Origin of the sequence: Kitasatospora sp. NPDC086791 (assembly GCF_040685975.1) — a bacterium.
Classification (GTDB): domain Bacteria; phylum Actinomycetota; class Actinomycetes; order Streptomycetales; family Streptomycetaceae; genus Kitasatospora.
On sequence record NZ_JBFBOC010000036.1, the window covers coordinates 25,082 to 46,204 of the forward strand.

Annotated in this window: 19 protein-coding genes; 7 read left to right on the plus strand and 12 right to left on the minus strand. The window is 74.3% G+C overall.

All coding sequences use genetic code 11. The features are described 5' to 3' along the window. Nucleotides 1-120: 120 nt before the first annotated feature. Nucleotides 121-1,698, minus strand: a complete 1,578-nt coding sequence (locus AB0Q99_RS30000; RefSeq protein ID WP_363576743.1) for an FtsW/RodA/SpoVE family cell cycle protein — start codon at nucleotides 1,696-1,698, stop codon at nucleotides 121-123. Between the two features lie 366 nt (nucleotides 1,699-2,064). Between AB0Q99_RS30000 and AB0Q99_RS30005 the strand changes: the two genes are divergently transcribed. Both AB0Q99_RS30005 and rsgA read left to right on the plus strand, forming a co-directional pair. Next, a complete protein-coding gene (locus tag AB0Q99_RS30005; RefSeq protein ID WP_363576718.1) occupies nucleotides 2,065-3,084 on the plus strand; it encodes a cytochrome c oxidase assembly protein in 1,020 nt (339 codons plus the stop codon). A 422-nt stretch (nucleotides 3,085-3,506) separates the two neighbouring features. Then, nucleotides 3,507-4,568, plus strand: coding sequence for a ribosome small subunit-dependent GTPase A (gene rsgA / locus AB0Q99_RS30010; protein WP_363576744.1), 1,062 nt, complete (start codon nucleotides 3,507-3,509; stop codon nucleotides 4,566-4,568). Nucleotides 4,569-4,714: 146 nt separating this feature from the next. Here the strand turns inward: rsgA and AB0Q99_RS30015 are convergent, their stop codons facing one another. Continuing rightward, complete coding sequence (locus tag AB0Q99_RS30015; RefSeq protein WP_363576719.1) at nucleotides 4,715-5,194, minus strand: ASCH domain-containing protein; 480 nt, start codon at nucleotides 5,192-5,194, stop codon at nucleotides 4,715-4,717. Between the two features lie 126 nt (nucleotides 5,195-5,320). On the opposite strand from AB0Q99_RS30015, the gene AB0Q99_RS30020 reads away from it, so the two are divergent. After that, nucleotides 5,321-6,838, plus strand: coding sequence for an AlkA N-terminal domain-containing protein (locus AB0Q99_RS30020; RefSeq protein WP_363576720.1), 1,518 nt, complete (start codon nucleotides 5,321-5,323; stop codon nucleotides 6,836-6,838). 113 nt (nucleotides 6,839-6,951) lie between these two features. Further along, a complete protein-coding gene (locus tag AB0Q99_RS30025; RefSeq protein WP_363576745.1) occupies nucleotides 6,952-7,437 on the plus strand; it encodes a methylated-DNA--[protein]-cysteine S-methyltransferase in 486 nt (161 codons plus the stop codon). 52 nt (nucleotides 7,438-7,489) lie between these two features. Here the strand turns inward: AB0Q99_RS30025 and AB0Q99_RS30030 are convergent, their stop codons facing one another. Next, the gene (locus AB0Q99_RS30030; protein WP_363576721.1) at nucleotides 7,490-8,098 is read right to left on the minus strand and encodes a GNAT family N-acetyltransferase; all 609 of its coding nucleotides are present in this window, start codon (nucleotides 8,096-8,098) and stop codon (nucleotides 7,490-7,492) included. Nucleotides 8,099-8,178: 80 nt separating this feature from the next. Continuing rightward, nucleotides 8,179-8,709, minus strand: coding sequence for a MarR family winged helix-turn-helix transcriptional regulator (locus tag AB0Q99_RS30035; RefSeq protein ID WP_363576722.1), 531 nt, complete (start codon nucleotides 8,707-8,709; stop codon nucleotides 8,179-8,181). 144 nt (nucleotides 8,710-8,853) lie between these two features. Between AB0Q99_RS30035 and AB0Q99_RS30040 the strand changes: the two genes are divergently transcribed. Beyond that, on the plus strand, nucleotides 8,854-10,518 hold the full coding sequence (locus AB0Q99_RS30040) for an MFS transporter (RefSeq protein ID WP_363576723.1): 1,665 nt from the start codon (nucleotides 8,854-8,856) through the stop codon (nucleotides 10,516-10,518). On the opposite strand, the gene pth is transcribed toward AB0Q99_RS30040, so the two are convergent. The 4 genes from pth to AB0Q99_RS30060 all read right to left on the minus strand — a co-directional run bounded on the left by pth (nucleotide 10,478) and on the right by AB0Q99_RS30060 (nucleotide 13,344). Beyond that, entirely contained in the window at nucleotides 10,478-11,107 is a 630-nt protein-coding gene (pth, locus tag AB0Q99_RS30045) for an aminoacyl-tRNA hydrolase (protein WP_363576724.1), read from the minus strand. The two genes, AB0Q99_RS30040 and pth, sit on opposite strands and share 41 nt — an antisense overlap. Nucleotides 11,108-11,239: 132 nt before the next feature. Continuing rightward, nucleotides 11,240-11,821 (minus strand): DUF305 domain-containing protein, encoded by a 582-nt coding sequence (locus tag AB0Q99_RS30050; RefSeq protein ID WP_363576746.1) that lies wholly within the window; start codon nucleotides 11,819-11,821, stop codon nucleotides 11,240-11,242. Nucleotides 11,822-11,970: 149 nt separating this feature from the next. Then, entirely contained in the window at nucleotides 11,971-12,636 is a 666-nt protein-coding gene (locus AB0Q99_RS30055) for a DUF3105 domain-containing protein (protein WP_363576725.1), read from the minus strand. A 102-nt stretch (nucleotides 12,637-12,738) separates the two neighbouring features. Then, complete coding sequence (locus AB0Q99_RS30060; protein ID WP_363576726.1) at nucleotides 12,739-13,344, minus strand: hypothetical protein; 606 nt, start codon at nucleotides 13,342-13,344, stop codon at nucleotides 12,739-12,741. Nucleotides 13,345-13,671: 327 nt separating this feature from the next. Here AB0Q99_RS30060 and AB0Q99_RS30065 point away from each other — a divergent pair, with 327 nt between their 5' ends. Continuing rightward, nucleotides 13,672-15,351, plus strand: a complete 1,680-nt coding sequence (locus AB0Q99_RS30065; RefSeq protein WP_363576727.1) for a hypothetical protein — start codon at nucleotides 13,672-13,674, stop codon at nucleotides 15,349-15,351. 316 nt (nucleotides 15,352-15,667) lie between these two features. Here the strand turns inward: AB0Q99_RS30065 and AB0Q99_RS30070 are convergent, their stop codons facing one another. From AB0Q99_RS30070 to AB0Q99_RS30085, 4 genes are all read right to left on the minus strand, one after another. Further along, nucleotides 15,668-16,267, minus strand: a complete 600-nt coding sequence (locus AB0Q99_RS30070; RefSeq protein ID WP_363576728.1) for a TetR/AcrR family transcriptional regulator — start codon at nucleotides 16,265-16,267, stop codon at nucleotides 15,668-15,670. Between the two features lie 127 nt (nucleotides 16,268-16,394). Next, entirely contained in the window at nucleotides 16,395-17,444 is a 1,050-nt protein-coding gene (locus AB0Q99_RS30075) for an agmatine deiminase family protein (protein WP_363576729.1), read from the minus strand. An 81-nt stretch (nucleotides 17,445-17,525) separates the two neighbouring features. Next, a complete protein-coding gene (locus AB0Q99_RS30080) occupies nucleotides 17,526-19,247 on the minus strand; it encodes an urease subunit alpha (RefSeq protein ID WP_363576730.1) in 1,722 nt (573 codons plus the stop codon). After that, the gene (locus tag AB0Q99_RS30085) at nucleotides 19,244-19,954 is read right to left on the minus strand and encodes an urease subunit gamma (protein WP_363576731.1); all 711 of its coding nucleotides are present in this window, start codon (nucleotides 19,952-19,954) and stop codon (nucleotides 19,244-19,246) included. Before AB0Q99_RS30085 ends, AB0Q99_RS30080 begins: the two co-directional genes overlap by 4 nt. Nucleotides 19,955-20,562: 608 nt before the next feature. Here AB0Q99_RS30085 and AB0Q99_RS30090 point away from each other — a divergent pair. After that, nucleotides 20,563-21,030, plus strand: coding sequence for an ATP-binding protein (locus AB0Q99_RS30090; RefSeq protein WP_363576732.1), 468 nt, complete (start codon nucleotides 20,563-20,565; stop codon nucleotides 21,028-21,030). Nucleotides 21,031-21,123: the final 93 nt, after the last annotated feature.

Below are 21,123 nucleotides of genomic sequence, written 5' to 3' on the forward strand. Positions count from 1 at the left end.
CCTCTCCCGCTGGTGCGGGGGAGGCCCTGTCGGTTTCTTCGTGGCGGTTCTCGTCGTGGCGGTCTGCGCCCGAGGTGGTTCGTCGTCCTGCCGGCTCTGGTCCTGCCGACTGTCGGACGGTCAGCCGGTCGCCGGGTTCGGGGGGTAGCCGTAGTGCGGGGCGGCGGCAGGGGTGTGGCCGTGCTGCGGGGCGGCGGGCTGCGGGGCCGCGGGGGCGTGACCGTACGCGGGGCGCAGCTCGGTGGGGGCGGAGGGGTCGGCGCTGCCCGGGGCGGCGGGAGCGGGGTCCGTGGGCGCCTCGGCCGGCGTCGGGCCCGCGGACGCCGGGCCCGCGGGTGTCGGGCCGGACGCCGGCGGGGCGGCCCGGGCCGGGAGCGGCTCGGGGGAGGGCAGGGCCGGCTCCAGGGCGGTGCGCCCGGAGGAGTCGCTCAGCTTGATCAGCAGCGCGACCATCAGCCAGTTCGCCAGCAGCGAGGAACCACCCGCGGCCAGGAACGGCAGCGCCTTGCCGGTCAGCGGGACCAGCCCGCTCACCCCGCCGACCACCACGAAGATCTGCAGCGCCAGCGCCGCCGACAGGCCGGTGGCCAGCAGCTTGCCGAACGGGTCGGTCAGGCCGACCGCGGTGCGCAGACCCCGCTGGATCAGCAGCACGTAGACCAGCAGGACGGCCGTCACCCCGGCCAGGCCCAGCTCCTCGCCGATGGTGGTGAAGATGAAGTCGCTGCGCCCGGCGAAGCCGATCAGCCAGGGCCGGCCCGAGCCCAGACCCGTCCCGGTCAGGTGCCCGGTGCCGAGGCTGAACAGCGCCTCGGCGGGCTGCTCGGAGATCGCCTGGTCGTGCACCGGCTTGTAGTAGTCGAGCGGGTGCAGCCAGGCCTCGACGCGGCCGTGCACGTGCGGCTCCACGGTGCCGACCACCGCCGCGCCGCCGACCGCCATCAGCAGGCCGAGCACCACCCAACTGGTCCGCTCGGTGGCCACGTACAGCATCACGATGAAGACGCCGAAGAAGATCAGCGAGGTGCCCAGGTCGCGCTCGAAGATCAGCACCAGCAGGCTGACCACCCAGATCGCCAGCACCGGCCCGGCGTGCCGGCCGCGCGGCAGGGTCATCCCCCAGATCTTGCGGCCGGCCAGGGCGAGCGCGTCCCGGGAGGCCATCAGGTAGCCCGCGAAGAAGATCGTGATCGCGACCTTCACGAACTCGTCCGGTTCGAAGGAGAGCCCGAACAGCCGGATCCAGCGCTTGGCTCCGAAGCTGTCGCTGGGCGAGGCCACCGGCGCGGCCAGCAGGATCAGCGCGCCCGCCATCAGCAGGTAGACGTAGCGCTGGAAGAAGCGGTGGTGCTTGACCAGCACGATCAGCGCGATCGCCGCCGCCACCGAGAGGAACACCCACATCAGCTGGGAGGGCGCGGCCGGGAGCTTCTGGTAGTCGCCCTTGGCGCTGTGCGCGGCCTTGTAACTGATGTCCAGCCGGTCCAGCAGCACCAGCCCGAAGCCGGTCAGGAAGACGCCCAGCGGCAGGATCAGCGGGTCCGCGTACGGGGCGAACCGCCGCACCGCCAGGTGCGCCGCCCCGGCGAGCGCGCCCAGCGAGAGGGCGTGCACCAGCAGTCCGGGCGGCAGCTTGCCGGTCAGGGCCAGATCGGCCTCGATGTGTCCCGCGAGACAGACGGCCACCGCGAGCGCCATCAGGCCCAGCTCGATGTTGCGGTGGCGCGCGGCCAGCCGGCGGCCCTCGCCGCGTGCAGTGCTTTGCACCTCGTGTCGTCCCCTTGTCACCCACGTGGCGGGTATCGCCGACGGGCATCCTGCCAGACGTTTGTGTCGCGGCCGCGGTTGCGAACCCGGGGGCTCCGAGGGCAGAACTTTGCCTGGGCAAAGCTTTGCCGGGGCTCGGTAAAGCTTTGTTCAGCACCGGGTATAGAGGTGGGCCCCGGGTGCTCCCGGCCGGTGGCGCGGCGACATCATGGCCGGGCGCCACGGTGTCCGCCGCGGCGCCCGACGGCGACGGCGCGGAGGACCGCCGGCGCCCCGGTGGCGACGGGTGCGAGCGAGGTGACCGGACGGATGAACGGCGCGGTGGACGGCGCGGTCTCCGTGCTCGCCTACGACGGCCCGCCCCCGTGGCAGTGGTCCGACCTGGCCACCTCCTGGACGGCCGAACCGCTGGTGCTCACCCTCTCGGTGCTGCTCGGCGGCTGGTACCTGGCCGCGGTGCGCACCGTCCACCGCTCCGGCGGCGAGCGGTGGCAGCCCACCCGCACCGCCGCGTTCCTCGGCGGGCTGCTGCTGTGGATCTGGTGCACCTGCTCCGGCCTCGGGGTGTACGAGCGGATCCTCTTCACCGACCGGGCCGTTCAGGTCGTGCTGCTGCTGATGGTCGTCCCGCTGCTGCTCGCGCTCGGCGCGCCGGTCTCGCTGCTGGTCGGGGCCGCGCCGCCGGCCCGGCGGGAGCGGATCCTGCGGGCGCTGCGCAGCCGCCCGTCCAAGGTGCTGATGTTCCCGGCCGTTTCGACCGCGCTGCTGATGGCGCCGCCGTGGCTGCTCTACTTCACCCCCTGGTACGAGGAGTCGGTGTCCAGCGCGGCCGGGAACGTGCTGCTGCACCTGGCGCTGGTGCTGCTCGGGCTCGCGTACTTCTGGCCGCGGCTGCAGCTCGACCCGGTCGGGCACGAGTACCCGCACCTGGTCGGGCTGTTCATCACCTTCGCCGAGGTGATCTTCGACGCGGGGCTCGGGATCGTGCTGATCTACGGCGGCCACCTGGTCGCCGAGCACCACTACGTCGCGCTCGGGCGGCCCTGGGGGCCGAGCCTGGCGCAGGACCAGACCTGGGGCGGCAACGCGTTCTGGGTGCTGGGGGACCTGGTCGGGCTGCCGTTCCTGGCCGCGCTGGTGCGGCGGATGGTGGTGCAGGGGCGGGAGGAGAACCGGGCCGTGGACGCCGAGCTGGACGCGCGCTTCGAGGCGGCGGCCGAGGAGGCGCGGGCGGCGGGGCGGCCGGAGGAGGAGGAGACGGGGATGCGGCCGTGGTGGCTGGACGACCCGAACCTCAAGCACCGCTACGGGGGATGAGCTCCCGTGCGCGGGGGTGCGGCCGTGGCGGGGGTGCCCTCCGGGCGGGGCTGCTCCGGTGTGCCCTCCGGGCGGGGGCCCGGCCATCGGCCGAGCGCATTTCCGCAGGTCAAAAATGGGTTGGCGGGACGAGATCGCTTCGCTAGCGTGTGACGTGTCCGGTTCGGGGGCCATTGGGTCGCCCGAGGAGTAGAGAGCAGGAGGTGAACCCCCGTGGTCGTTGTCGCCCCGATAGCTGCCCAGGGCAGCACGCGCGTTCACCTCCTCTTCCCGGCCGCCGGCTGAGCCTTTCGCGCCAGCCGTAGCCCGCCGGGACCTTCTCCTCCCGAAGGGCCACTGCGTTGTTCGACGCTGCCTCCGTTCCGTCTTTCTCCACCCCTTCTTCCTTCACCCCTTCTTCCCTCCCCGGCGTCGGCTCCGGGCTGGCGGGCTACGGCTGGACGTCCGAGCTCGCGGAGCTGTTCGCCCCGCTCGGCGAGGCCGGGCTGCTCCCGGCCCGGATCGTCCGGGTCGACCGCGGCCGGTGCGACGCCGTGATCGCCGACCCGGAGACGGGCGAGCCGCGCACCGTCCGGTTCGACACCCGGCCGGTCGGGGACGCCGACATGATCAACTGCCCGTGCACGGGCGACTGGGCGGCCGTGGACCTCCACGCCCAGCCGATGGCCGCCGTCGCCGCGCTGCTGCCGCGCTCCACCGCGATCATCCGCAAGGTGGCCGGCAAGCGCTCCGACGGCCAGGTGCTGGCCGCCAACGTCGACACCGTGCTGATCGCCTCCTCCCTCGCGACCGACCCGGACCTCGGGCGGATCGAGCGCTTCCTCGCCCTCGCCTGGGAGTCCGGCGCCGAACCACTGGTCGTCCTCACCAAGGCGGACCTGGTGGACGACGCCGACTTCATCCGGGCCGACGTCGAGGCGATCGCCCCCGGGGTCACGGTGCTCGTGGTGAGCGCCGAGACCGGGGAGGGCATGGACGTGCTGCGTGCCTGCACCCCCGGCACCACCGCGGTGATCGGCCAGTCCGGCGTCGGCAAGTCCACGCTCACCAACGCGCTGGCCGGCGCCGAGGTGATGACGGTCCAGGAGGCCCGCGAGGTCGACCAGAAGGGCCGTCACACCACGACCACCCGCGAGCTGATCCCGCTGTCCGGCGGGGGCGTGCTGATCGACACCCCCGGGCTGCGCGAGGTCGGCCTCTACGGTGGCGAGGGCGTGGACCTGGCCTTCGCCGACATAGCCGAGCTGGCCGAGGAATGCCGCTTCCACGACTGCGGCCACCACACCGAGCCGGGCTGCGCGGTGCGGGCGGCGCTGGCCGACGGCACCCTGCCGCAGCGCCGGATGGACAGTTACCTCAAGCTCCAGCGCGAGAACGAGTGGATCGCCTCGCGTTCGGACGCCCGGGTGGCCAAGGCCCGGCTGCAGAAGTGGAAGACGATCACCAAGTCGATGCGTGCCGCGGGAGGTCCGGTGAAGCGCTGATCCGACGGCGTCGGCCGACACCGTCGTCGCGCTGCTGCGGCGGCGGCGGTGGCCGGTCGGCGCCGCCGGTTCTCGGTTCTCGGTGCTCGGGGCTCGGCCCGCGCCGGTCGGCCTCTGCCGGTTGGCCTCTGCCGGGTCCGCCCGGCTCAGCGGAGGTCGGCCACCAGGCGGAAGCGCTGCAGGACCACCGGGGTGGCGTCGTCCACGGCGAAGTCCGGGTCGTCGAGGGCGGCGAGCATCTCCGGGCTGCGCCAGAACCCCTCGTGCGTCGCACGCCACTCGGCCACGCTCCGGTAGCCCTCGCCCTCGTCCAGGGCGTGCTGCAGGTCGACCTCGCCGAGCGGGACCACACGGACGTCCGTGGTCTCGATCACCGCGACCCGGCGGCCGTCGGAGTCGAGGACGGCGGCCCGCTCGCCGGGCTGCGGCAGGGGCTCGCCCTCGTGCACGTAGTCGGCGATCAGGCCGGTGGTGCTGGTCTTGGCGCCGCTGAGGACGGCCGCGACCAGCTGGTCGCGCAGCGGGCCGGGGAACGCGAACTCCTCCGGGGGCAGGGCGACCACCCGCGGGTCGTCCGGGCCGGCGTACGGGTGGTCGGCGGGCTGGTCACCGGGCTGCTCGCTCATGGGGCGAGCGTAGCCGCGGGGTGGCCGGACGACCCGCGAATATCGGGCCGGGCGGTGGGCCTGCGGGCACGGCGATGTCCGATTCCCGCCAGTCGCCCCCCCGCTCGATCCCGCAAACTGGACAACGTGATCGACGACGACATCCGGTACCGAGCCGTGGACAGCCGCGACGCCCGCTTCGACGGCGTCTTCTTCACGGCCGTCACCTCCACCGGCATCTACTGCCGACCGAGCTGCCCCGCGGTGACCCCGAAGCGCGTCAACTGCGTCTTCTACCCCAGCGCCGCGGCCGCCCAGGGTGCCGGCTTCCGCGCCTGCCGCCGATGCCGCCCCGACTCCGTGCCGGGCTCCCCCGAGTGGAACCACCGCGCCGACCTGGTCGGCCGCGCGATGCGGCTGATCGGCGACGGCGTGGTGGACCGCGAGGGCGTCGCGGGCCTGGCCGGCCGCCTCGGCTACAGCTCCCGCCAGCTGCAGCGCCAGCTCATCGCCGAGCTCGGCGCCGGCCCGATCGCGCTGGCCCGCGCCCGTCGCGCCCAGACCGCCCGGCTCCTCCTGCAGACCACCGAACTGCCCGTCACCGACGTCGCGTTCGCGGCCGGCTTCGCCTCCGTCCGGCAGTTCAACGACACCGTCCGCGAGGTCTACGACCGCACCCCCAGTGGCCTGCGCGCCGAGGTCGCCGCCGGCCGCCGCACCGGGACCCCGGCCGGTGGCCTGACCCTGCGCCTCGCCTACCGCGGCCCGCTGGACAGCGAGCACCTGATCGACTTCCTCGCCCTGCGCGCCGTCCCCGGCGTGGAGGAGGTCGTCCCCGGCGCGCGTCCCGGCGTTCGCACCTACCGGCGCACCCTCGCGCTCCCGTACGGGCACGGCATCGCCGAGGTCGACGGCCTGGCACCGGGCGAACCGCGCACCCGAGGCTGGCTGGACTGCCGCCTGTTCCTCGCCGACCTGCGCGACCTGCCGACCGCCGTCCAGCGGCTGCGCATCCTCTTCGACCTGGACGCCGACCCGCTCGCGGTCGACGACCAGCTCGGCGCCGACCCGGTGCTCGGCCCGCTGGTCCGTGAGCGTCCGGGCCTGCGCTCGCCCGGCCACGTGGACCCGCACGAGCTCGCCGTCCGCGCCGTCCTCGGCCAGCAGATCAGCGTCGGCGCCGCCCGGACCCTGGCGGCCCGGCTCACCGAGAAGTACGGCACCGCGCTGCCCCAGCCCAGCGGCGGCCTGCGGCTGCTCTTCCCGACCGCCGCCGCGCTGGCCACCGCGGACCCGGAGGACTTCGCGATGCCCGCCGCCCGCCGTCGCGCCCTCACCGGGCTGTGCGCCGCGCTGGCGGAGGGCGTGGTGAACCTCGACAGCGGGGTCGACCGGGAGGAGGCCGCGGCCCGGCTGCTGGACCTGCCCGGCATCGGCCCCTGGACGGTCGGCTACCTGCGGATGCGGGCCCTCGCCGACCCCGACGTCTTCCTCCCGAGCGACGTGGGCGTCAAGCACGGCCTGGTCCGGCTCGGCGCCCCCGGCGACCCGAAGTCCGCCACCCGGGCGGCCGAGGCCTGGGCGCCGTGGCGCTCCTACGCGGTCCACCGGCTGTGGGCCGGCCCCGCGATCACCAGCACCGGAACGGAGAACGAACGAGCATGAGCACCACCGCCCGCACCGCCACCACCGCCCAGACCACCGCCGCCCACACCGGCAAGACCCGCGCCGGCACGGCCCACGCCACCGCGGCCCGCGCCACCACCGTCTACACGACCATGGAGAGCCCGTTCGGCCCGCTGCTGCTCAGCGGGGTCCTGCCCGAGGACGGCGGACCGGCCGCGCTGGCCACCGTCACGGCGCCGGGCCAGAAGTACGCGCTGGCCGAGCCCGCCGACGACTGGGTCCTCGATCCGGAGGCGCTCGCCGAGCCGGTGGCCCAGCTGACCGCTTACTTCGCGGGCGAGCGCACCGGGTTCGACCTGCCGCTCGCGCCGGTGGGCACCGAGTTCCGCCGCCGGATCTGGGCCGCGCTGGACGAGATCCCGTACGGCACGACCGTCACCTACGGCGAACTCGCCGAGCTGGCCGGGCAGGAGCCGCGGATGGTGCGGGCGGTCGGCGGCGCGGTGGGCGCCAATCCGCTGCTGATCGTGCGCCCCTGTCACCGGGTGCTCGGCGCCAACGGCTCGCTCACCGGCTTCGCGGCGGGCGTGGACCGCAAGCGCCTGCTGCTGGAGCTGGAGAGCGGCACGCTGTTCTGAGTGCCGGTCCCGCGACGCCAGGCCCGCCCGCGGCCCGCTCCGCTTCCGTCGGTCACGCCGAACCGCGCAGGTCCACCCGCCAGTTGTGGCTGCGCATGAACCGCCCGGGCGGGAATTCGAAGTCCGTCGCACCGAGCAGGGTGAACCCGGCCTTGGCGCAGACCGCGTTGGAGGCGGGGTTGTCCACCGACGGGAAGGCGTGCAGGTACCGGTGGGCGGCCTCGCGGCGGGCGGCCGCGACCGCGGCACGGGTGGCGGCGACAGCGATGCCCCGGCCCTGGAAGCCGGGCAGCACGTTCCACCCCATCTCGTGGACGGTCCCGCCCTCCCAGGTCCGGGTGCCGTAGCCGACCGTGCCGACCGTCTCGCCACCGACGGCCTCGCCCCCGACCGTCTCGCCCCCGACCGTCTCGCCCCCGACCGTCTCGCCCCCGACCGCCGTGCCCTCGGGCAGCAGCACGATCCGGTACATGCAGCCGAGGCCGGACGGGACGAAGTCCAGGTAGCGGCCGTGCCGGACGAGCAACTGCTCCTCGGTCTCCGGCCCGCCGACGTGCTTCTTCATCTCCGGGGTGTTGACCCGGCGCAGCAGCGCGAGGTCGGCGTCCGTCCAGGGCTCGATCCGCACCCGTACCGGGGCGCCCGTCCGTGCTGTGGTCATGCCGGGGACGGTAGTGGTCGGCCGAGCCGTCGGCCAGCGCTTTTCCCGGCCGCGGAGCGCCGGTGGCCGGCGCTGTCGGCTCAGCCCTGCTCGGTGCCGGTGCCGGTGCCGGTCCCCGTGCCGGTGCCCGGCTGGGCGAGGGCGCGGGCCAGCTGCTCCAGGGCGGGCAGGGCGTCGACCACCGCCTGACGGTCGGCGGGGTCGAGGGTGCCGAACGCGGTGGCGATGCGGCGCTCGTGGGCGTGCTGCCAGTCGTCCAGCTGGCGCCGGCCGGCCGGGGTGAGGGCGATCCGGGCGGTGCGGCGGTCGCCGGGGTCGGCCTGGCGGTCCACGAAGCCGGCTTCGAGCAGCTTGCCGACCAGTCCGCTGACGGTGTTGGGGGCGAGCCGCTGCCGGGCGGCCAGTTCGCCGACCCGCAGCGGCGCGGCGGCGAGGGTCTGGAGGAGTTCGACCTGCGCCATCGGCAGGGACTCCCACGGGTAGTCGGTGCGGATGCTGCTGCGCAGTGCGCGGCGCAGCCGGGTGACGGTGTCGGTCAGCCGTCGGGCGTGCTCGACCGCCGGGTCGGGGCTTCCGGTGGCGAAGTCGGGAACGTGTGGTGACGACGGCATGGCGGACAGCGTATCGCCTGGTACGGGGCGTGCCGGGGGCGTGGTCCGTCCCTCGGACGCGGGGCGGACGCCCTGCGAGACGCTGCGTATCGCGGAGCGATCTGCTCGTAGAAAGAACATATCTGTATCCGATATATTTGTGGCATGAACGCCACCGCCCTTGCCGCGCGGCTGCTCGCCGAGCGGCCCCGCCCCCGCGGCATCGCCGGCTGGCGCCACGCCCACTGGCTGGCCGTCGGCACGGTCTGTCTCGGCGCCTTCCTCGGCCAGCTCGACGCCAGCGTCATCGCCCTGGTCTTCCCCGCCATCGGCCACCACTTCGACGCGGGCTTCGCCGCCGTCGAGTGGGTCGCCCTCGCCTACCTGCTCGTCCTGGTCGCCCTGCTGGCCCCGATCGGCCGACTGTCCGACCTGGTCGGACGCAAGACGATGTACATCGGCGGCTTCGCCGTCTTCGGCCTCTCCTCGCTCGGCGCCGGATTCGCCGGCGGCCTCTGGATCCTGGTCGGCTGGCGGGCCCTCCAGGCCGTCGGCGCCGCGATGATGCAGGCCAACAGCGTCGCGCTGGTGGCGCGCGGGGTCCCGGAGCACGCGATGCGGCGCGCGCTCGGCATCCAGGCCTCCGCCCAGGGCCTCGGGCTGGCGCTCGGGCCCAGCCTCGGCGGGCTGCTGGTCGAACACGCCTCGTGGCGCTGGGTGTTCTGGGTCAACGTGCCGATCGCCGTGTTCGGCATCCTGGCCGGGTGGTACCTGCTGCCCCGCACCCGGATCGACCGTCCGGGCCCGGCCACCGTGCCCGGGCCCCGGGCCCGAGCCGTGCCGGAACCACGGGCCCGAGCCGTGCCGGAAGCGCAGGCGCGGGCCGTGCCGCGGCTCCCCGTGCCCGGCGCGGTGCTCCCGCACCCGGACCACGCCCGCTTCGACCTGCCCGGCATGCTGCTGCTCGCCGGTGCGACCACGGCGCTGCTGCTCGCGCTGTCCACCGCCTCCGGCCTGCCGCTGCCCGGCTGGGCCGTCGCCGCCCTGCTGCTCGCCGCCGCCGTGCTCACGGTGGCGCTGGTGCGCCAGGAGCGGCGGGCCGCCCGGCCGATCCTGGCGCCCGGACTGGTCAACACCCCGGGCGTGCGCTCCGGCCTGGTGGTCGCGCTGATCGGCTACCTGCTGCTGTTCTGCCCGCTCGTGCTGGGCCCCGTGCTGCTCACCGGCGCCGGGGTGTCGACGGCCGGCGCGGGCCTGCTGGTCACCCTGCTGCCCGCCGCGTTCGCCTTCGCCGCGACGGTCGGCGGCGGGCTGCTGCCCCGGGGCTGGTCGGATGTGACCAGGTGCCGCTCCGGCGCCGCCGTCGCGGCCGGCGGGCTGCTGCTGTTCGCCCTGCTGCCGGCCTCGACCGCCTCGGCGGTCCCGCTGCTGGTCGCCGGGTACGGGCTGGGCCTGCTGCTGCCCGCCAACAACGCGCTGGTGATGCGGGCGATCCCGGCGGAGTGCTCGGCGGTCGGCGGCGGCATGGTGAACATGGCGCGCAGCCTCGGTACGGCGCTCGGCATGGCGCTGTCCGTCCTCGGTGTCCACCTGGCGGGCGCCGCGTCCGGTGGGCGGACGGTGCTGCTCCTCCTCGCCGCGGTCGCGGCGGCGGCCGCCGTCCTCACCCGGTCGACCCGCGAGGCGGGCGCCGTCCGCGACACCCGTACCGTCCGCGACACCCGTACGGCACGAGACGCCCGTACCGCGCGCGACGCCGGACGGCACGCGGGGCCCGGGCGGAGCGGCGTCAGCGGGTCGGGGCGTTCAGGGCGTCCTGGGCCCGGTTGAGGCCGAGCCGGACCAGGGTCTCCAGGGCGTTCGCGCAACGGTCCAACGCGCCTGGCAGCGCGGCCAGTTCGTCGTCCGAGAACTTCTTCAGCACGAAGTCGCCGACGCTCTGTCCCTTCGGCGGCCGCCCGATGCCGAACCGCAGCCGGACGAAGTCGCGGGTGCCGAGCACCTCGCCCACCGAGCGCACCCCGTTGTGACCGCCGGGTCCGCCGCCGCGCTTCAGCTTGGCGGAGCCGAACGCGAAGTCCAGGTCGTCCTGCACGACCACCAGCCGCTCGACCGGCACGCCGTACCGGCGCATCAGTGCGGCCACCGGGCGGCCGGACAGGTTGATGAACCACAGCGGCTTGGCGAGCAGCACCGGGCGGCCGTCGACCTCGATCTCCGCGACCAGGGTGGCGATCCCGCGCCGCCGGAACCGGGCGCCGTGCCGATCGGCCAGCCGGTCGACGGCGAGGAAGCCCGCGTTGTGCCGGGTCTGCCGGAACCACGGTCCGGGGTTGCCCAGCCCGGCGATCAGCCACGGGGCGCCGGTGCCGCTGTGGGAGCCGGGGGAGCCGGGGGAGTCGGGGGCGCCTGGGGTCATGCGAGGTCTCCGTGCAGGTGGGGGGGGGAACGGCGGACGGCCGGGGCGCGGCGGGGACGGTACGGGACCGTCGGCCGCGCCCCGGCCGTCCGGGGAACGAGAGCGGTGGGCGCCGGGCGGGCCGCCGCCGGCTCAGGAGGCGGGCACGCCGGGGGCGGCGCCGCGTTCCTGGAGCATGTCGGTCATCAGCTGCACCTCCGAGGTCTGGGCGATCACCATCGACTGGGCGAGCCGCTTCTCGGTGTCGTTCCTGGCCAGGTCCACGTAACCCTGGGCCATCTCGACGCCGCCCTTGTGGTGCTCGATCATCAGCTGCAGGTAGAACACCTCGGCGTCCCGTCCGCTGAGCGAACGCAGCTTCGCGATCTGGGCGTTGGTCGCCATCCCGGGCATCAGCGAACCGTCGTGCGCCTGGTAGTCGTGGCCCATCTTCATCCACGTCATCGGCTTGGCGGTCGAGTGCTGGGTCAGCCCCCACTGGTCCAGCCAGCCCATCATCATCCCGCGCTGGTTGGCCTGGGTGTTGATGATGTCGAAGGCGAGGGTGCGGGTCGGCTCGTCGGCGGTCCGGTCCCGGACCGCGAACGACAGGTCCACCGCCTGCTGGTGGTGGGTCGCCATGTCACGGGCGAAACCGGCCTCCGGCGAGTCGTCCGCCGGGACGGACAGCGACGTGCCGGAGGCGGAGGTCCCGCTCGCCACCAGGGCCGGCACGCCGAGCGCCAGCGCCACGGCGGTGGCCAGCGCGGCCGGCCACCACAGGCGCCGACGGCGCGGGGCGGCGGCCGTCACGTCCTCGGTCACGCCGTCCTGAGCCACGCCGTCCTCGGCCGTGGCGTCCTCGGGGCGGCCCGCGTCGGCGCTCACATCTGCCCCATGGTGCAGGAGGCGCCAGGCTCCTGGGTCTGCTTGCCCTGGACGTACTTGGTGAAGAACTGGTTCACCCGGGGGTCGTTGGCGCTGTCCACGACCAGCTGGGTGCTCCAGGCGTTCAGGGTGATGGTGCCCTGCTCGTCCGGGTACGGGCTCATCAGCGAGTACGGGGTGGTCTTCACCTTGTCGGAGAGGGTCTTGATGTCGTCCGGCGTGGCCTTGCCGTTGTACGTCACCCACACCGCGCCGTGCTCCAGCGAGTGGACCGCGCGCTCGTTCTCGACCGGCTGGTCGTAGACGTGGCCCATGCAGTCCAGCCAGATCGCGTTGTGGTCGCCGCCGACCGGCGGGGTCATCGGGTAGGTGACCTTCTCCTTCACGTGGTTGCGGGTCAGCTCGCCGAAGGTCTTCACGCCCGGGATGTCCGCGTTGGCGGCGGCTTCCTTGTCCTTCTTCTTCTGGTTCTGGTCCATGACGACCCAGGTGCCGGTGGCTATCGCGGCGATCACCAGCACGCCGGCCGCGACCGAGGCGACGACCTTGTTGCGGCGGTCGCGGCGCTGCTCGGCGGCGCGCAGCTCGGCGATCCGGGCGCGGCGGTCGAGGCCGGCCTGCTTGCCGCCGGACTTGTTGGACTGCTTGGAGGCGGAACCCATGGTGGTGTCCTTGTCTCCGCCGCGCACCGGTCGGTGGCGGCGGTCAGCTGGAGTGTGGGGCGAGGCGGATACGTCGGCGGCTGGGCCGACGGTGGGTTCCGCTCAGGACCGGTGGACCTGGAGCTCGTGCAGGTCGGGCGCCGGGTGCGAACCGTCCAGCAGACCCGCGGGCACCACCCGGGGCGGCGCCTCGGGCGCGGCCGGGGTGAGGGGTGACACGGCGGGCTGCGGCTGCGGTGGCGGATTCGGCAGCTGGGCGTCCTGCGAGCTGTACGGGTGGCTGGAGCAGCCGTTGTTGCGCGGGGGCTCGCCGTCGGCGGTGCAGAGGATCCAGTGGCCCTGCTCCTCGGCGATCCGGCGGTGGTCGGCGGCGTTCGGGGCCCTGCCGACCTCGGCGAGCTTCGCGGCCTTGGCGGGCCTGGTGGCTTGTCCGGTCTGGCCGGTCTGGCCGGTCTGGCCGGTCTGCCTGGTGTGGTCGGTGTGGGGCGCCTGTCCGGTCGCGACCTGGACGCTGACGACGGCGACGGCTGTGACCGGGGCCGCGGCCGGCGCGCTGCGCGGGGCGGTCCCGTCCATCGCCTTCGCCTGACCCGCGCAGGGCAGCATCGTCAGCAGGGCGACGAGCAGCAGGACCAACAGCGCACCCACCGGGCGGCCCGCCGGTGCGGCCCTCCCCGGTCGGGGCGAGCTGGGGGCCGACGCGGTCATGCGGACATTTAATCAGCCGAACGTGTGAAGCGATGCCCCCCATCGGCCCCCATTTTCGGGGGTCGGCACGCCCGGATGTCCAGGAAACACCCTGCTCCGGGCACATCCGGCAAGCACGGACGGAACGGAAGTGGACGGGGCGGTGACGGCCGTGCTGAGGCCCCGCGGCGCGGGCGACGAACCGGCAGGTCGGCGCGGTGGCCGGGATGTTCCGATGGGTGACCGGTTGTCGCCGAAACCCGGACAGGGCCGTTGCCCTTGGAGAACAATGACGTCGTGCCCGGCCCGCCGGGGTGGCGCGACCACGGACCGAGCAGGAGCCGCCAGATGAGCAAGCAGGGTGCACCCGCACAGCCGCACCGGTCCGACGACGGCTGGTGGGACACCGTCTACGACGGTCCGGCGGGCACCCTCCCGGACACCCCGCACGCCGACCCGGGGGACGGCAGCGTGGACGACTGGTTCGAGACGGCGGTCGGGCTGATCGGGCAGCAGCGGTCGGCGGAGCCGGAGCCGGTGGCGGCACCGGCCGTAGAGCCGGTCGTGGAACCTGCGCCGGAAGCGGAGCCCGCGCAGGACGACCGGGACAGCCTCGACGACTGGTTCGACACCGCGGTCGGCGTGATCGACGGAGCGGACGGGACGGGGCACCGGCGGACGGCCACGGAGACCGACCGGTTCCCGGCACCCTCCTCCGCCGACGACGCCCCGAAGCCGGAGCCGGAGCCGGAGCCGGAGCCCGTGCCGGAGCCCGTGCCGGAGTCGACGCCGAAAGCCGCCCCGGTCTCGCTGGAGAAGGACGACCCGCCGTCGGCCCCCGAGCCGGAACCCGTCGCTGAGCCCGTCGTTCAGCCCGAGCCTGAGCCCGAGCCCGCTGCCGAGCCCGAGGCCGTCGTGGCCGAGGTGCTCGAAGCACCTGAAGCGCCCGCCCCCGTCCCGGCCGCCATCCCCGCCCCCGCCCCCGCCCCGGCCCCCGAACCCGAGCCCGACCACGCACCGGCGCCCGGGCCGGCCCCGGAACCGGTGCTTCCCACCGCGACCGTCCCCGACCCCCGGCCGGCCGGCCGCCGCGCACCGCTCGCCGACGGCGGCGCCGCCGTCCCGCACGTCGGCGAACGCCCCCCGACGTACGGGCCCGAGCCGACGGCCGTACCGGAGGCGGACCCGGGCTCGCTCCGCTCGCTCGTCCCGGACACCGTGCTGGAGGGGGCGCAGTACGGACCGTCCGTGCTGCGCGCGGCCTCCGTCCGCGGCGACTCCGCCCGCTACCGGGGCGAACCGCGCCGGGACTCGCTACTGGTCACCCGCTTCGGCGACGGGCCGGACGGGCTGCTGCTCGCCGTCCTCGGCGGCTTCGACCGGGTGGGCGGCGCCGAGGGCGACACGGTCACTCCGGAGGCCGTCGCCGCCGGTACGGGCGAGGCCTGCCGCCAGCTCGCCGCAGCGATCGGGCGCAGCCGGGCCGGGCTGGCCGCCGACCTGCGCGACGGCGCCCGGGACCGGCTCCGCTACGGCCTCCAGCGGCTGGCCACCGGTGCCGCCGCGCCGCTGCGCGCGCTGGCGCCCCGGGCGGAGGGGGACGACACGCCGTCCCCGGCCTCGCTGCACTGCCTGATGGTGTCGCTCGACCCGGAGGCCGGCTACCGCGCCGCCTTCGGCGTCGGCCCGGGCGGCCTCTACCTGCTGCGCTCCGGCCACTGGATCGACGCGTACGCGGCGCGGCTGCTGCACCACCCGGACGGCCAACCGTCGGTACCCGAGGCCCCGGTCCCGGAGCCGCGCCCGTTCCGCTTCCGGCTCGTCCCCGCCACGCCGGGCGACATCCTGCTCCTCTGCACCCCCGGACTGGCCCGCCCGATCGCCGACGAACCGGCCGTCGCCCACTTCCTCTCCACCCACTGGGCCCATCCCCACCCGCCGGGCACCGTCGACTTCCTGCGCCAGGTGCAAGTCCGCGCCAAGGGCTACGCCGACGACCGCACCGCCGCCGCCATCTGGACCGAATAAATGTAGACCGGTCTACATATTCTGCCCCACCCCTGCGCATGCGCCTGTGCGCCAGAAGTCGCCCCAGCCGACTTCTGGCGCAGGCGATTCCCATGCGCGGGATCCCGCCGTCCCGCCCCAGCAATCGCGCGCAACCGGGCTGGGGCCGACTTCCTGCGCGCGGGTGAGCCGCCGTGAGTTGGTAGAAGGCCGGGTCTAAGGCAAATCTGTAGACCGGTCTGCTGATTTTTTCCGAGAGGAAGGCGGCGCTGCGTTAGAAGTCGGACTGGTCGACTTCTCGTGCGGGGTGGATGGGCATTGCGGCGCCGGGCGCCGCTCAGGTGTGGAGGAGGATGCGGGCTACGGCGGTGGCCTGGGTGAGGGCGGCTGGGGGGCGGGCGTCGGGGAGGCCGATGGCGATGGGGACGGCGAGGCCGTCGAGGAGGGCGCGGATCTGGGTGGCGCGGTCGGCGGCGGGGCCCGGGGTGAAGTGGCCGGTGACGGTGCCCTCCTCGACCAGGGTGACCAGGTCGGCCTGCCAGGGGGCCTCGATCTCCCGCTGGCCCTGGCGGAGTTCGGCGCTCGCGGGGGACCGGCCCCACACCTCGACCCAGAGGATCCAGCGCGGGTCCCCCGCCCCCTCGGGCAGGTAGAGGCGCAGGTAGGCGTCGAGGCGCTGCCAGGGGTCGAGGGAGCGGTCGGCGAGGGCCTCGCGGCGGCGGACGCCGAGCTGCTCCTCGCTCCAGCGGAGGGTCTCCAGCAGCAGCTGGTCCTTGCTGCCGAAGTAGTAGAGCAGGTGTCCGGCGCTCATCTGGAGCTGTTTGCCGAGCCCGGCCATGGTGAGCTTGGCCAGCCCGTGCTCGGCGATCGCGGCCCGGGCGGTGGCGAAGACCTCCTCGCGGGGGCGTGCCGGCCGGCGCGGACGGGGGTCGGCCATGTGCGTTGCTCTCCCTCGGTGGAACGGAGGTTCGAAGGCTACCGGGGTTGCCGGGGCGGGAGGTGGGCCCCCGCCCTGGTAACCCCGGTAGCCCCGGTAACCCCGGTGGCCCTGGCGGCCCCGGGTGTCAGAGCGCCTTCGGCTGCTGCTGGGTGATGCAGTGGATGCCGCCGCCGTTCGCGAAGATCTCGCGGGCGTCCACGAGTTCGACGGTGCGCCCCGGGTAGGCGCGGCCGAGGACGGCGGCGGCCTCCTGGTCGCGCGGGTCGGCGAAGGCGCACAGGATCACGGCGCCGTTGGCCACGTAGTGGTTGATGTAGGAGTAGTCGACCGGCTCGCCGTCCTCGTCCAGCAGGACGGTGGGCGCGGGCAGTTCGATGACCTCCAGCTGCCGGCCCTGCGCGTCGGTCGAGGCGCGCAGGAGGGCGACGAGCTCCTGGCAGACCTCGTGGTCCGGGTGGGAGGGGTCGGGCTGGACGTGCGCGACCACGACGCCCGGGCGGACGAAGGAGGCGACGATGTCGATGTGCCCGCGGGTGCCGAACTCGTCGTAGTCGCGGGTGAGTCCGCGCGGCAGCCAGACCGCCTTGGTGGTGCCGAGGAAGGCGTGCAGCTCGGCCTCGACCTCCTCCTTGGTCCAGTCGGCGTTGCGGCCCTCGCCGAGCTGGACGGTCTCGGTGACCAGCACCGTGCCCTCGCCGTCGACGTGGATGCCGCCGCCCTCGTTGATCAGCCGGGAGGCGAAGCGCTGGACCCCCGTCAGTTCGCCGATGTGCTCGGCGATGTGCTGGTCCTTGTCCCAGCGTGCCCAGGACTGCGCGCCCCAGCCGTTGAAGATCCAGTCGGCGGCGGCCACCGAGCCCTTGCCGTCGATCAGGAAGGACGGGCCGATGTCGCGCATCCAGGCGTCGTTCAGCGGGCGCTCGACGATCTCGACCCGCTCGGAGACGTACTTGCGCGCCTCCGCCGTCTCACCGGTGTTGACGATCAGCGTCACCGGCTCGTACCGGACGATGGTGTCGGCGACCGCGGCCCAGGCCTCGCGGGCGGCGTGCAGCGCCTCGGGGCCGTCGAAGGTGGGGTTGGCGGTCGGGAAGGCCATCCAGGTGCGGTCGTGCGGGTGCCACTCGGCGGGCATCCGGTAGCCGAGGGCGGCGGGCGTGGGGGTGGTCATCATCGAGTCCTAGGGGGAGATCGGGAAGATCGCGGGAGATCGGACCGCGGGAGATCGGATCGGCGGAGATCGGACCGCGGGAGATCAGAGGAAGTAGAGGCGGCTGAGCGAGACGCTGTCGGCCGGTTCGGAGCGCAGCGGCGAGCCGTCCAGCGAGACCAGCCCGGTCTCGGTGACCTCGACCTGGCCGACCCGGGCGTTGCGCACCATGTCGCGCGGCCCGATGCCGCGGGTGCCCCGGACGCCGACGCGGCGACGGCGGGTGGGCAGCCCGTCGGCGGGGCGGTCGAGGTAGGCGCCGTCAGCGGCGGCCTGGGCGACGAAGGCGACCGAGAGGTCGGCGGCGGTCGCGCCGTGGGCGCCGAACTGCGGCCCCAGGACCAGCGGTTCGCAGCGGTCGGTGGAGGCGTTGGGGTCGCCGACCACACCGTACGCGGGGAAGCCGGCCTTGAGGACGAGCTGCGGCTTGGCCCCGAAGTGGTCCGGGCGCCACAGCACGATGTCGGCGAGCTTGCCGATCTCGATCGAGCCGACCTCGTGGACAAGGCCGTGCGCGATGGCCGGGTTGATGGTGAGCTTGGCGATGTAGCGCAGCACGCGCTCGTTGTCGTCGCCGCTCTCCGCCGTCCCGTACGAGCCGACCCCGTCCATCGGGCCGAGTTCGGCCTTCATCTTGCCGGCCATGGCGAAGGTGCGGCGCACGGTCTCTCCCGCGCGGCCCATGCCCTGGGCGTCGGAGGAGGTGATGCCGATGACCCCGAGGTCGTGCAGCACGTCCTCGGCGCCCATCGTGCCGGCCCGGATCCGGTCGCGGGCCATCGCGGCGTCGCCGGGCAGGTCGACCTTGAGGTCGTGCGCGGAGACGATCATGCCGAAGTGCTCGCCGAGGGCGTCCCGGCCGAACGGCAGCGTCGGGTTGGTGGAGGAGCCGATGACGTTGGGCACGCCCGCCATCTTCAGCACGTTGGGGACGTGTCCGCCGCCGCAGCCCTCGATGTGGAAGGCGTGGATGGTGCGGCCCTCCAGCACCTTCAGGGTGTCCTCGACCGACAGGCACTCGTTCAACCCGTCGGTGTGCAGCGCGACTTGGACGTCGTAATCCTCGGCGACCCGCAGCGCGGTGTCCAGCGCGCGGGTGTGCGCGCCCATGTCCTCGTGCACCTTGAAGCCGGACGCGCCGCCCTCGGCCAGCGCCTCGACCAGCGGGGCCGGGTCGGAGGACGAACCGCGGCCCAGGAAGCCGATGTTGACCGGCCAGGCGTCGAAGGCGTTGAACGCGTGGCGCAGCGCCCAGGGGGAGTTGACGCCCACGCCCCAGACCGGGCCGAACTCCTGGCCGATGATCGTGGTGACGCCGGAGGCCAGCGAGGCCTCCATGATCCGCGGCGAGAGCAGGTGGACGTGGGTGTCGATGGCGCCGGCGGTGGCGATCAGGCCCTCGCCGGAGACGATGGTGGTACCGGTGCCGACGACCACGTCCACGCCGTCCAGGGTGTCCGGGTTGCCGGCCCGGCCGATCGAGGCGATCCGGCCGCCGATCAGGCCGATCGAGGTCTTGCGGATGCCCTGGACCGCGTCGATCACCAGGACGTTGCTGATCACCACGTCGCAGGTGTCGCGGACGGCGGCGGGCTTGAGGTGCAGGCCGTCCCGGGCGGTCTTGCCGAAGCCGGCCAGGAACTCGTCGCCGGGTGCCTGGGAGTCGGACTCCACGCGGACGATCAGACCGCTGTCGCCGAGCCGGACCCGGTCCCCGGCGCGCGGGCCGTGGACGGAGATGTAGTCGTGGGGGGTGATCGCCGTCATGAGGGCACCTCCGCGTCGTCGAAGCTGGTCAGGTAGCCGGTCGCGCGGGCCTTGGCCAGGGCGGCCTCCTTCGCGCCGGGCGCGTCCAGGGGTCCGTCCACGAGCCCCGCGAAGCCGATCGCGACCCGCTCGCCGCCGATCGGCACCAGGCCGACCTCGACGGTGGCGCCCGGGTCGAAGCGCACCGAGGAGCCGGCCGGGACGGCGAGGTGGGTCCCGTAGGCGGCGGCGCGGTCGAAGGCCAGGCGCGGGTTGGCCTCGAAGAAGTGGAAGTGCGAGGTGACCGAGATCGGCACCTCGGAGGTGTTGTGGACGGGGAGCAGCAGGGTCTCCTCGACCGGGTCGTAGCCGGTGCCGTCGCCGATCAGCGCGCCGCCGGGGGCCTCGTCGCCGAGCGAGCCGGCGCCCTTGAACGGGTCGTTGACGACGGCGAGGCGGGTGCCGTCCTCGAAGACGGCCTCGACCTGGACGACGGTGACCACGTCCGGCACGCCGGGCAGCACGTCGTCGGCGGTCAGCACGGAGCGGCCGGCCTCGATCGCCTCGGCCAGGCGCCGGCCGTCGCGGGCGGCCTCGCAGACGGTGTCCGCGATCAGGGCGGTGGCCTCGGGGATGTTGAGGCGTACGCCCCGGGCTCGGCGGGCGCGGGCCAGCTCGGCTGCTGTGAAGATCAGCAGCCGGTCCCGCTCGGTGGGGGTCAGTCGCACGGTTCCTCGCTCGCGGTCGCCGGGGGAGGGGGTGGGGTGGGCGTGGGGCCCGGTGGCTTCCGGGTGATGTTAGAACGCCGTTCAAACATCTGAGGTCATTGAACCCGGACCGGCGCGCCCTGTCCAGCGTTGCCGCTCCGCGTCGCTTCGGCTTCCCGGGCGGGGGAGGGGAGTGAGCGGGGGCGAGGCGGGGGCGCGTGGTCGGGCGCACGGTCCGAACGGGCGCCGGGCGTGCGCGGGATCGAGGGGTGGCGGGTTCGAAAACTGCCCGTGCGCTTCGCAAACCCGTCCGGCGCGGGCAGTTGGATCACGCGAACCTCCCCGTGCCCCTTTCACCCCACGTGATCGGACGCACACTGTTGCAAACGCCGCCAACTGGGCATGAGGATGGTGGTCAGATCGAGGAGGCCACCCGACCGGCGGGGGATCCGGAGTCGGGGGCCCGGATTTCAGGGCGGGGGCATGTAGTGATGGACGGTCAGTCACGATTCCCACGGCAGCGGACGAGTTCGGGTGACGCCTACCGGTCCGGACCGGCCCAGGGCGCGGTCGGCGGCACCGGCGCGACCGGCAGCGCCGGAACGACCGGCACCGCCGGGTCCGCAGGGATGGCCGGGACCGCCGGAACGCCCGGAGCGGCGGGAGTCGCCGGGACGGCCCTGCCGGGCACGCCGGCCCCCGGATGCGCGCTGCACCGCCGGCTGCACCTGACGCTCGACCCGGCCGACCTGGTCGCGGTGGGCTCGGTCCGGCGACGGCTGCGCTCGGCACTGAGCCACTGGGGGGTGCCGGAGCTCTGTGACACCGCCGAGCTGCTCTCCTCCGAGCTGGTCACCAACGCGTTGCTGCACACCGCCAAGGGTGCGGTCTTCGACGCGGTGCTCGGCACGGACCACCGGCTGCGCATCGAGGTGCAGGACGGCACCAGCAGGCTGCCCGGCCGTCGGCGCGACCCGGAGGCCGAGTACGCGACCTCGGGGCGCGGCCTGTTGCTGGTGGAGGCGCTCGCGGACTCCTGGGGCGTGCAGCTGAGAGGAGACGGCAAGGTCACCTGGTTCGAACTCGCGTCACCCTGAGACGAACCGAGACCGGCCGGGACGGGCCGCGACCGGCTGAATCCGGTTCGCGCGGTCGTACGATAGTCCGTGGTCGATTGATTCGCTGTCGAA

What these genes read in the sequence shown, in the direction of transcription:
- AB0Q99_RS30075 (WP_363576729.1), bottom strand. Translation starts at nt 17,444, where the DNA reads ATGATGACCACCCCCACGCCCGCCGCCCTCGGCTACCGGATGCCCGCC.
- pth (WP_363576724.1), bottom strand. Translation starts at nt 11,107, where the DNA reads ATGACCCCAGGCGCCCCCGACTCCCCCGGCTCCCCCGGCTCCCACAGC.
- AB0Q99_RS30030 (WP_363576721.1), bottom strand. Translation starts at nt 8,098, where the DNA reads ATGACCACAGCACGGACGGGCGCCCCGGTACGGGTGCGGATCGAGCCC.
- AB0Q99_RS30035 (WP_363576722.1), bottom strand. Translation starts at nt 8,709, where the DNA reads ATGCCGTCGTCACCACACGTTCCCGACTTCGCCACCGGAAGCCCCGAC.
- AB0Q99_RS30055 (WP_363576725.1), bottom strand. Translation starts at nt 12,636, where the DNA reads ATGGGTTCCGCCTCCAAGCAGTCCAACAAGTCCGGCGGCAAGCAGGCC.
- AB0Q99_RS30065 (WP_363576727.1), top strand. Translation starts at nt 13,672, where the DNA reads ATGAGCAAGCAGGGTGCACCCGCACAGCCGCACCGGTCCGACGACGGC.
- AB0Q99_RS30040 (WP_363576723.1), top strand. Translation starts at nt 8,854, where the DNA reads ATGAACGCCACCGCCCTTGCCGCGCGGCTGCTCGCCGAGCGGCCCCGC.
- AB0Q99_RS30000 (WP_363576743.1), bottom strand. Translation starts at nt 1,698, where the DNA reads ATGGCGCTCGCGGTGGCCGTCTGTCTCGCGGGACACATCGAGGCCGAT.
- AB0Q99_RS30090 (WP_363576732.1), top strand. Translation starts at nt 20,563, where the DNA reads ATGGCCGGGACCGCCGGAACGCCCGGAGCGGCGGGAGTCGCCGGGACG.
- AB0Q99_RS30060 (WP_363576726.1), bottom strand. Translation starts at nt 13,344, where the DNA reads ATGACCGCGTCGGCCCCCAGCTCGCCCCGACCGGGGAGGGCCGCACCG.
- AB0Q99_RS30015 (WP_363576719.1), bottom strand. Translation starts at nt 5,194, where the DNA reads ATGAGCGAGCAGCCCGGTGACCAGCCCGCCGACCACCCGTACGCCGGC.
- AB0Q99_RS30025 (WP_363576745.1), top strand. Translation starts at nt 6,952, where the DNA reads ATGGAGAGCCCGTTCGGCCCGCTGCTGCTCAGCGGGGTCCTGCCCGAG.
- AB0Q99_RS30080 (WP_363576730.1), bottom strand. Translation starts at nt 19,247, where the DNA reads ATGACGGCGATCACCCCCCACGACTACATCTCCGTCCACGGCCCGCGC.
- AB0Q99_RS30070 (WP_363576728.1), bottom strand. Translation starts at nt 16,267, where the DNA reads ATGGCCGACCCCCGTCCGCGCCGGCCGGCACGCCCCCGCGAGGAGGTC.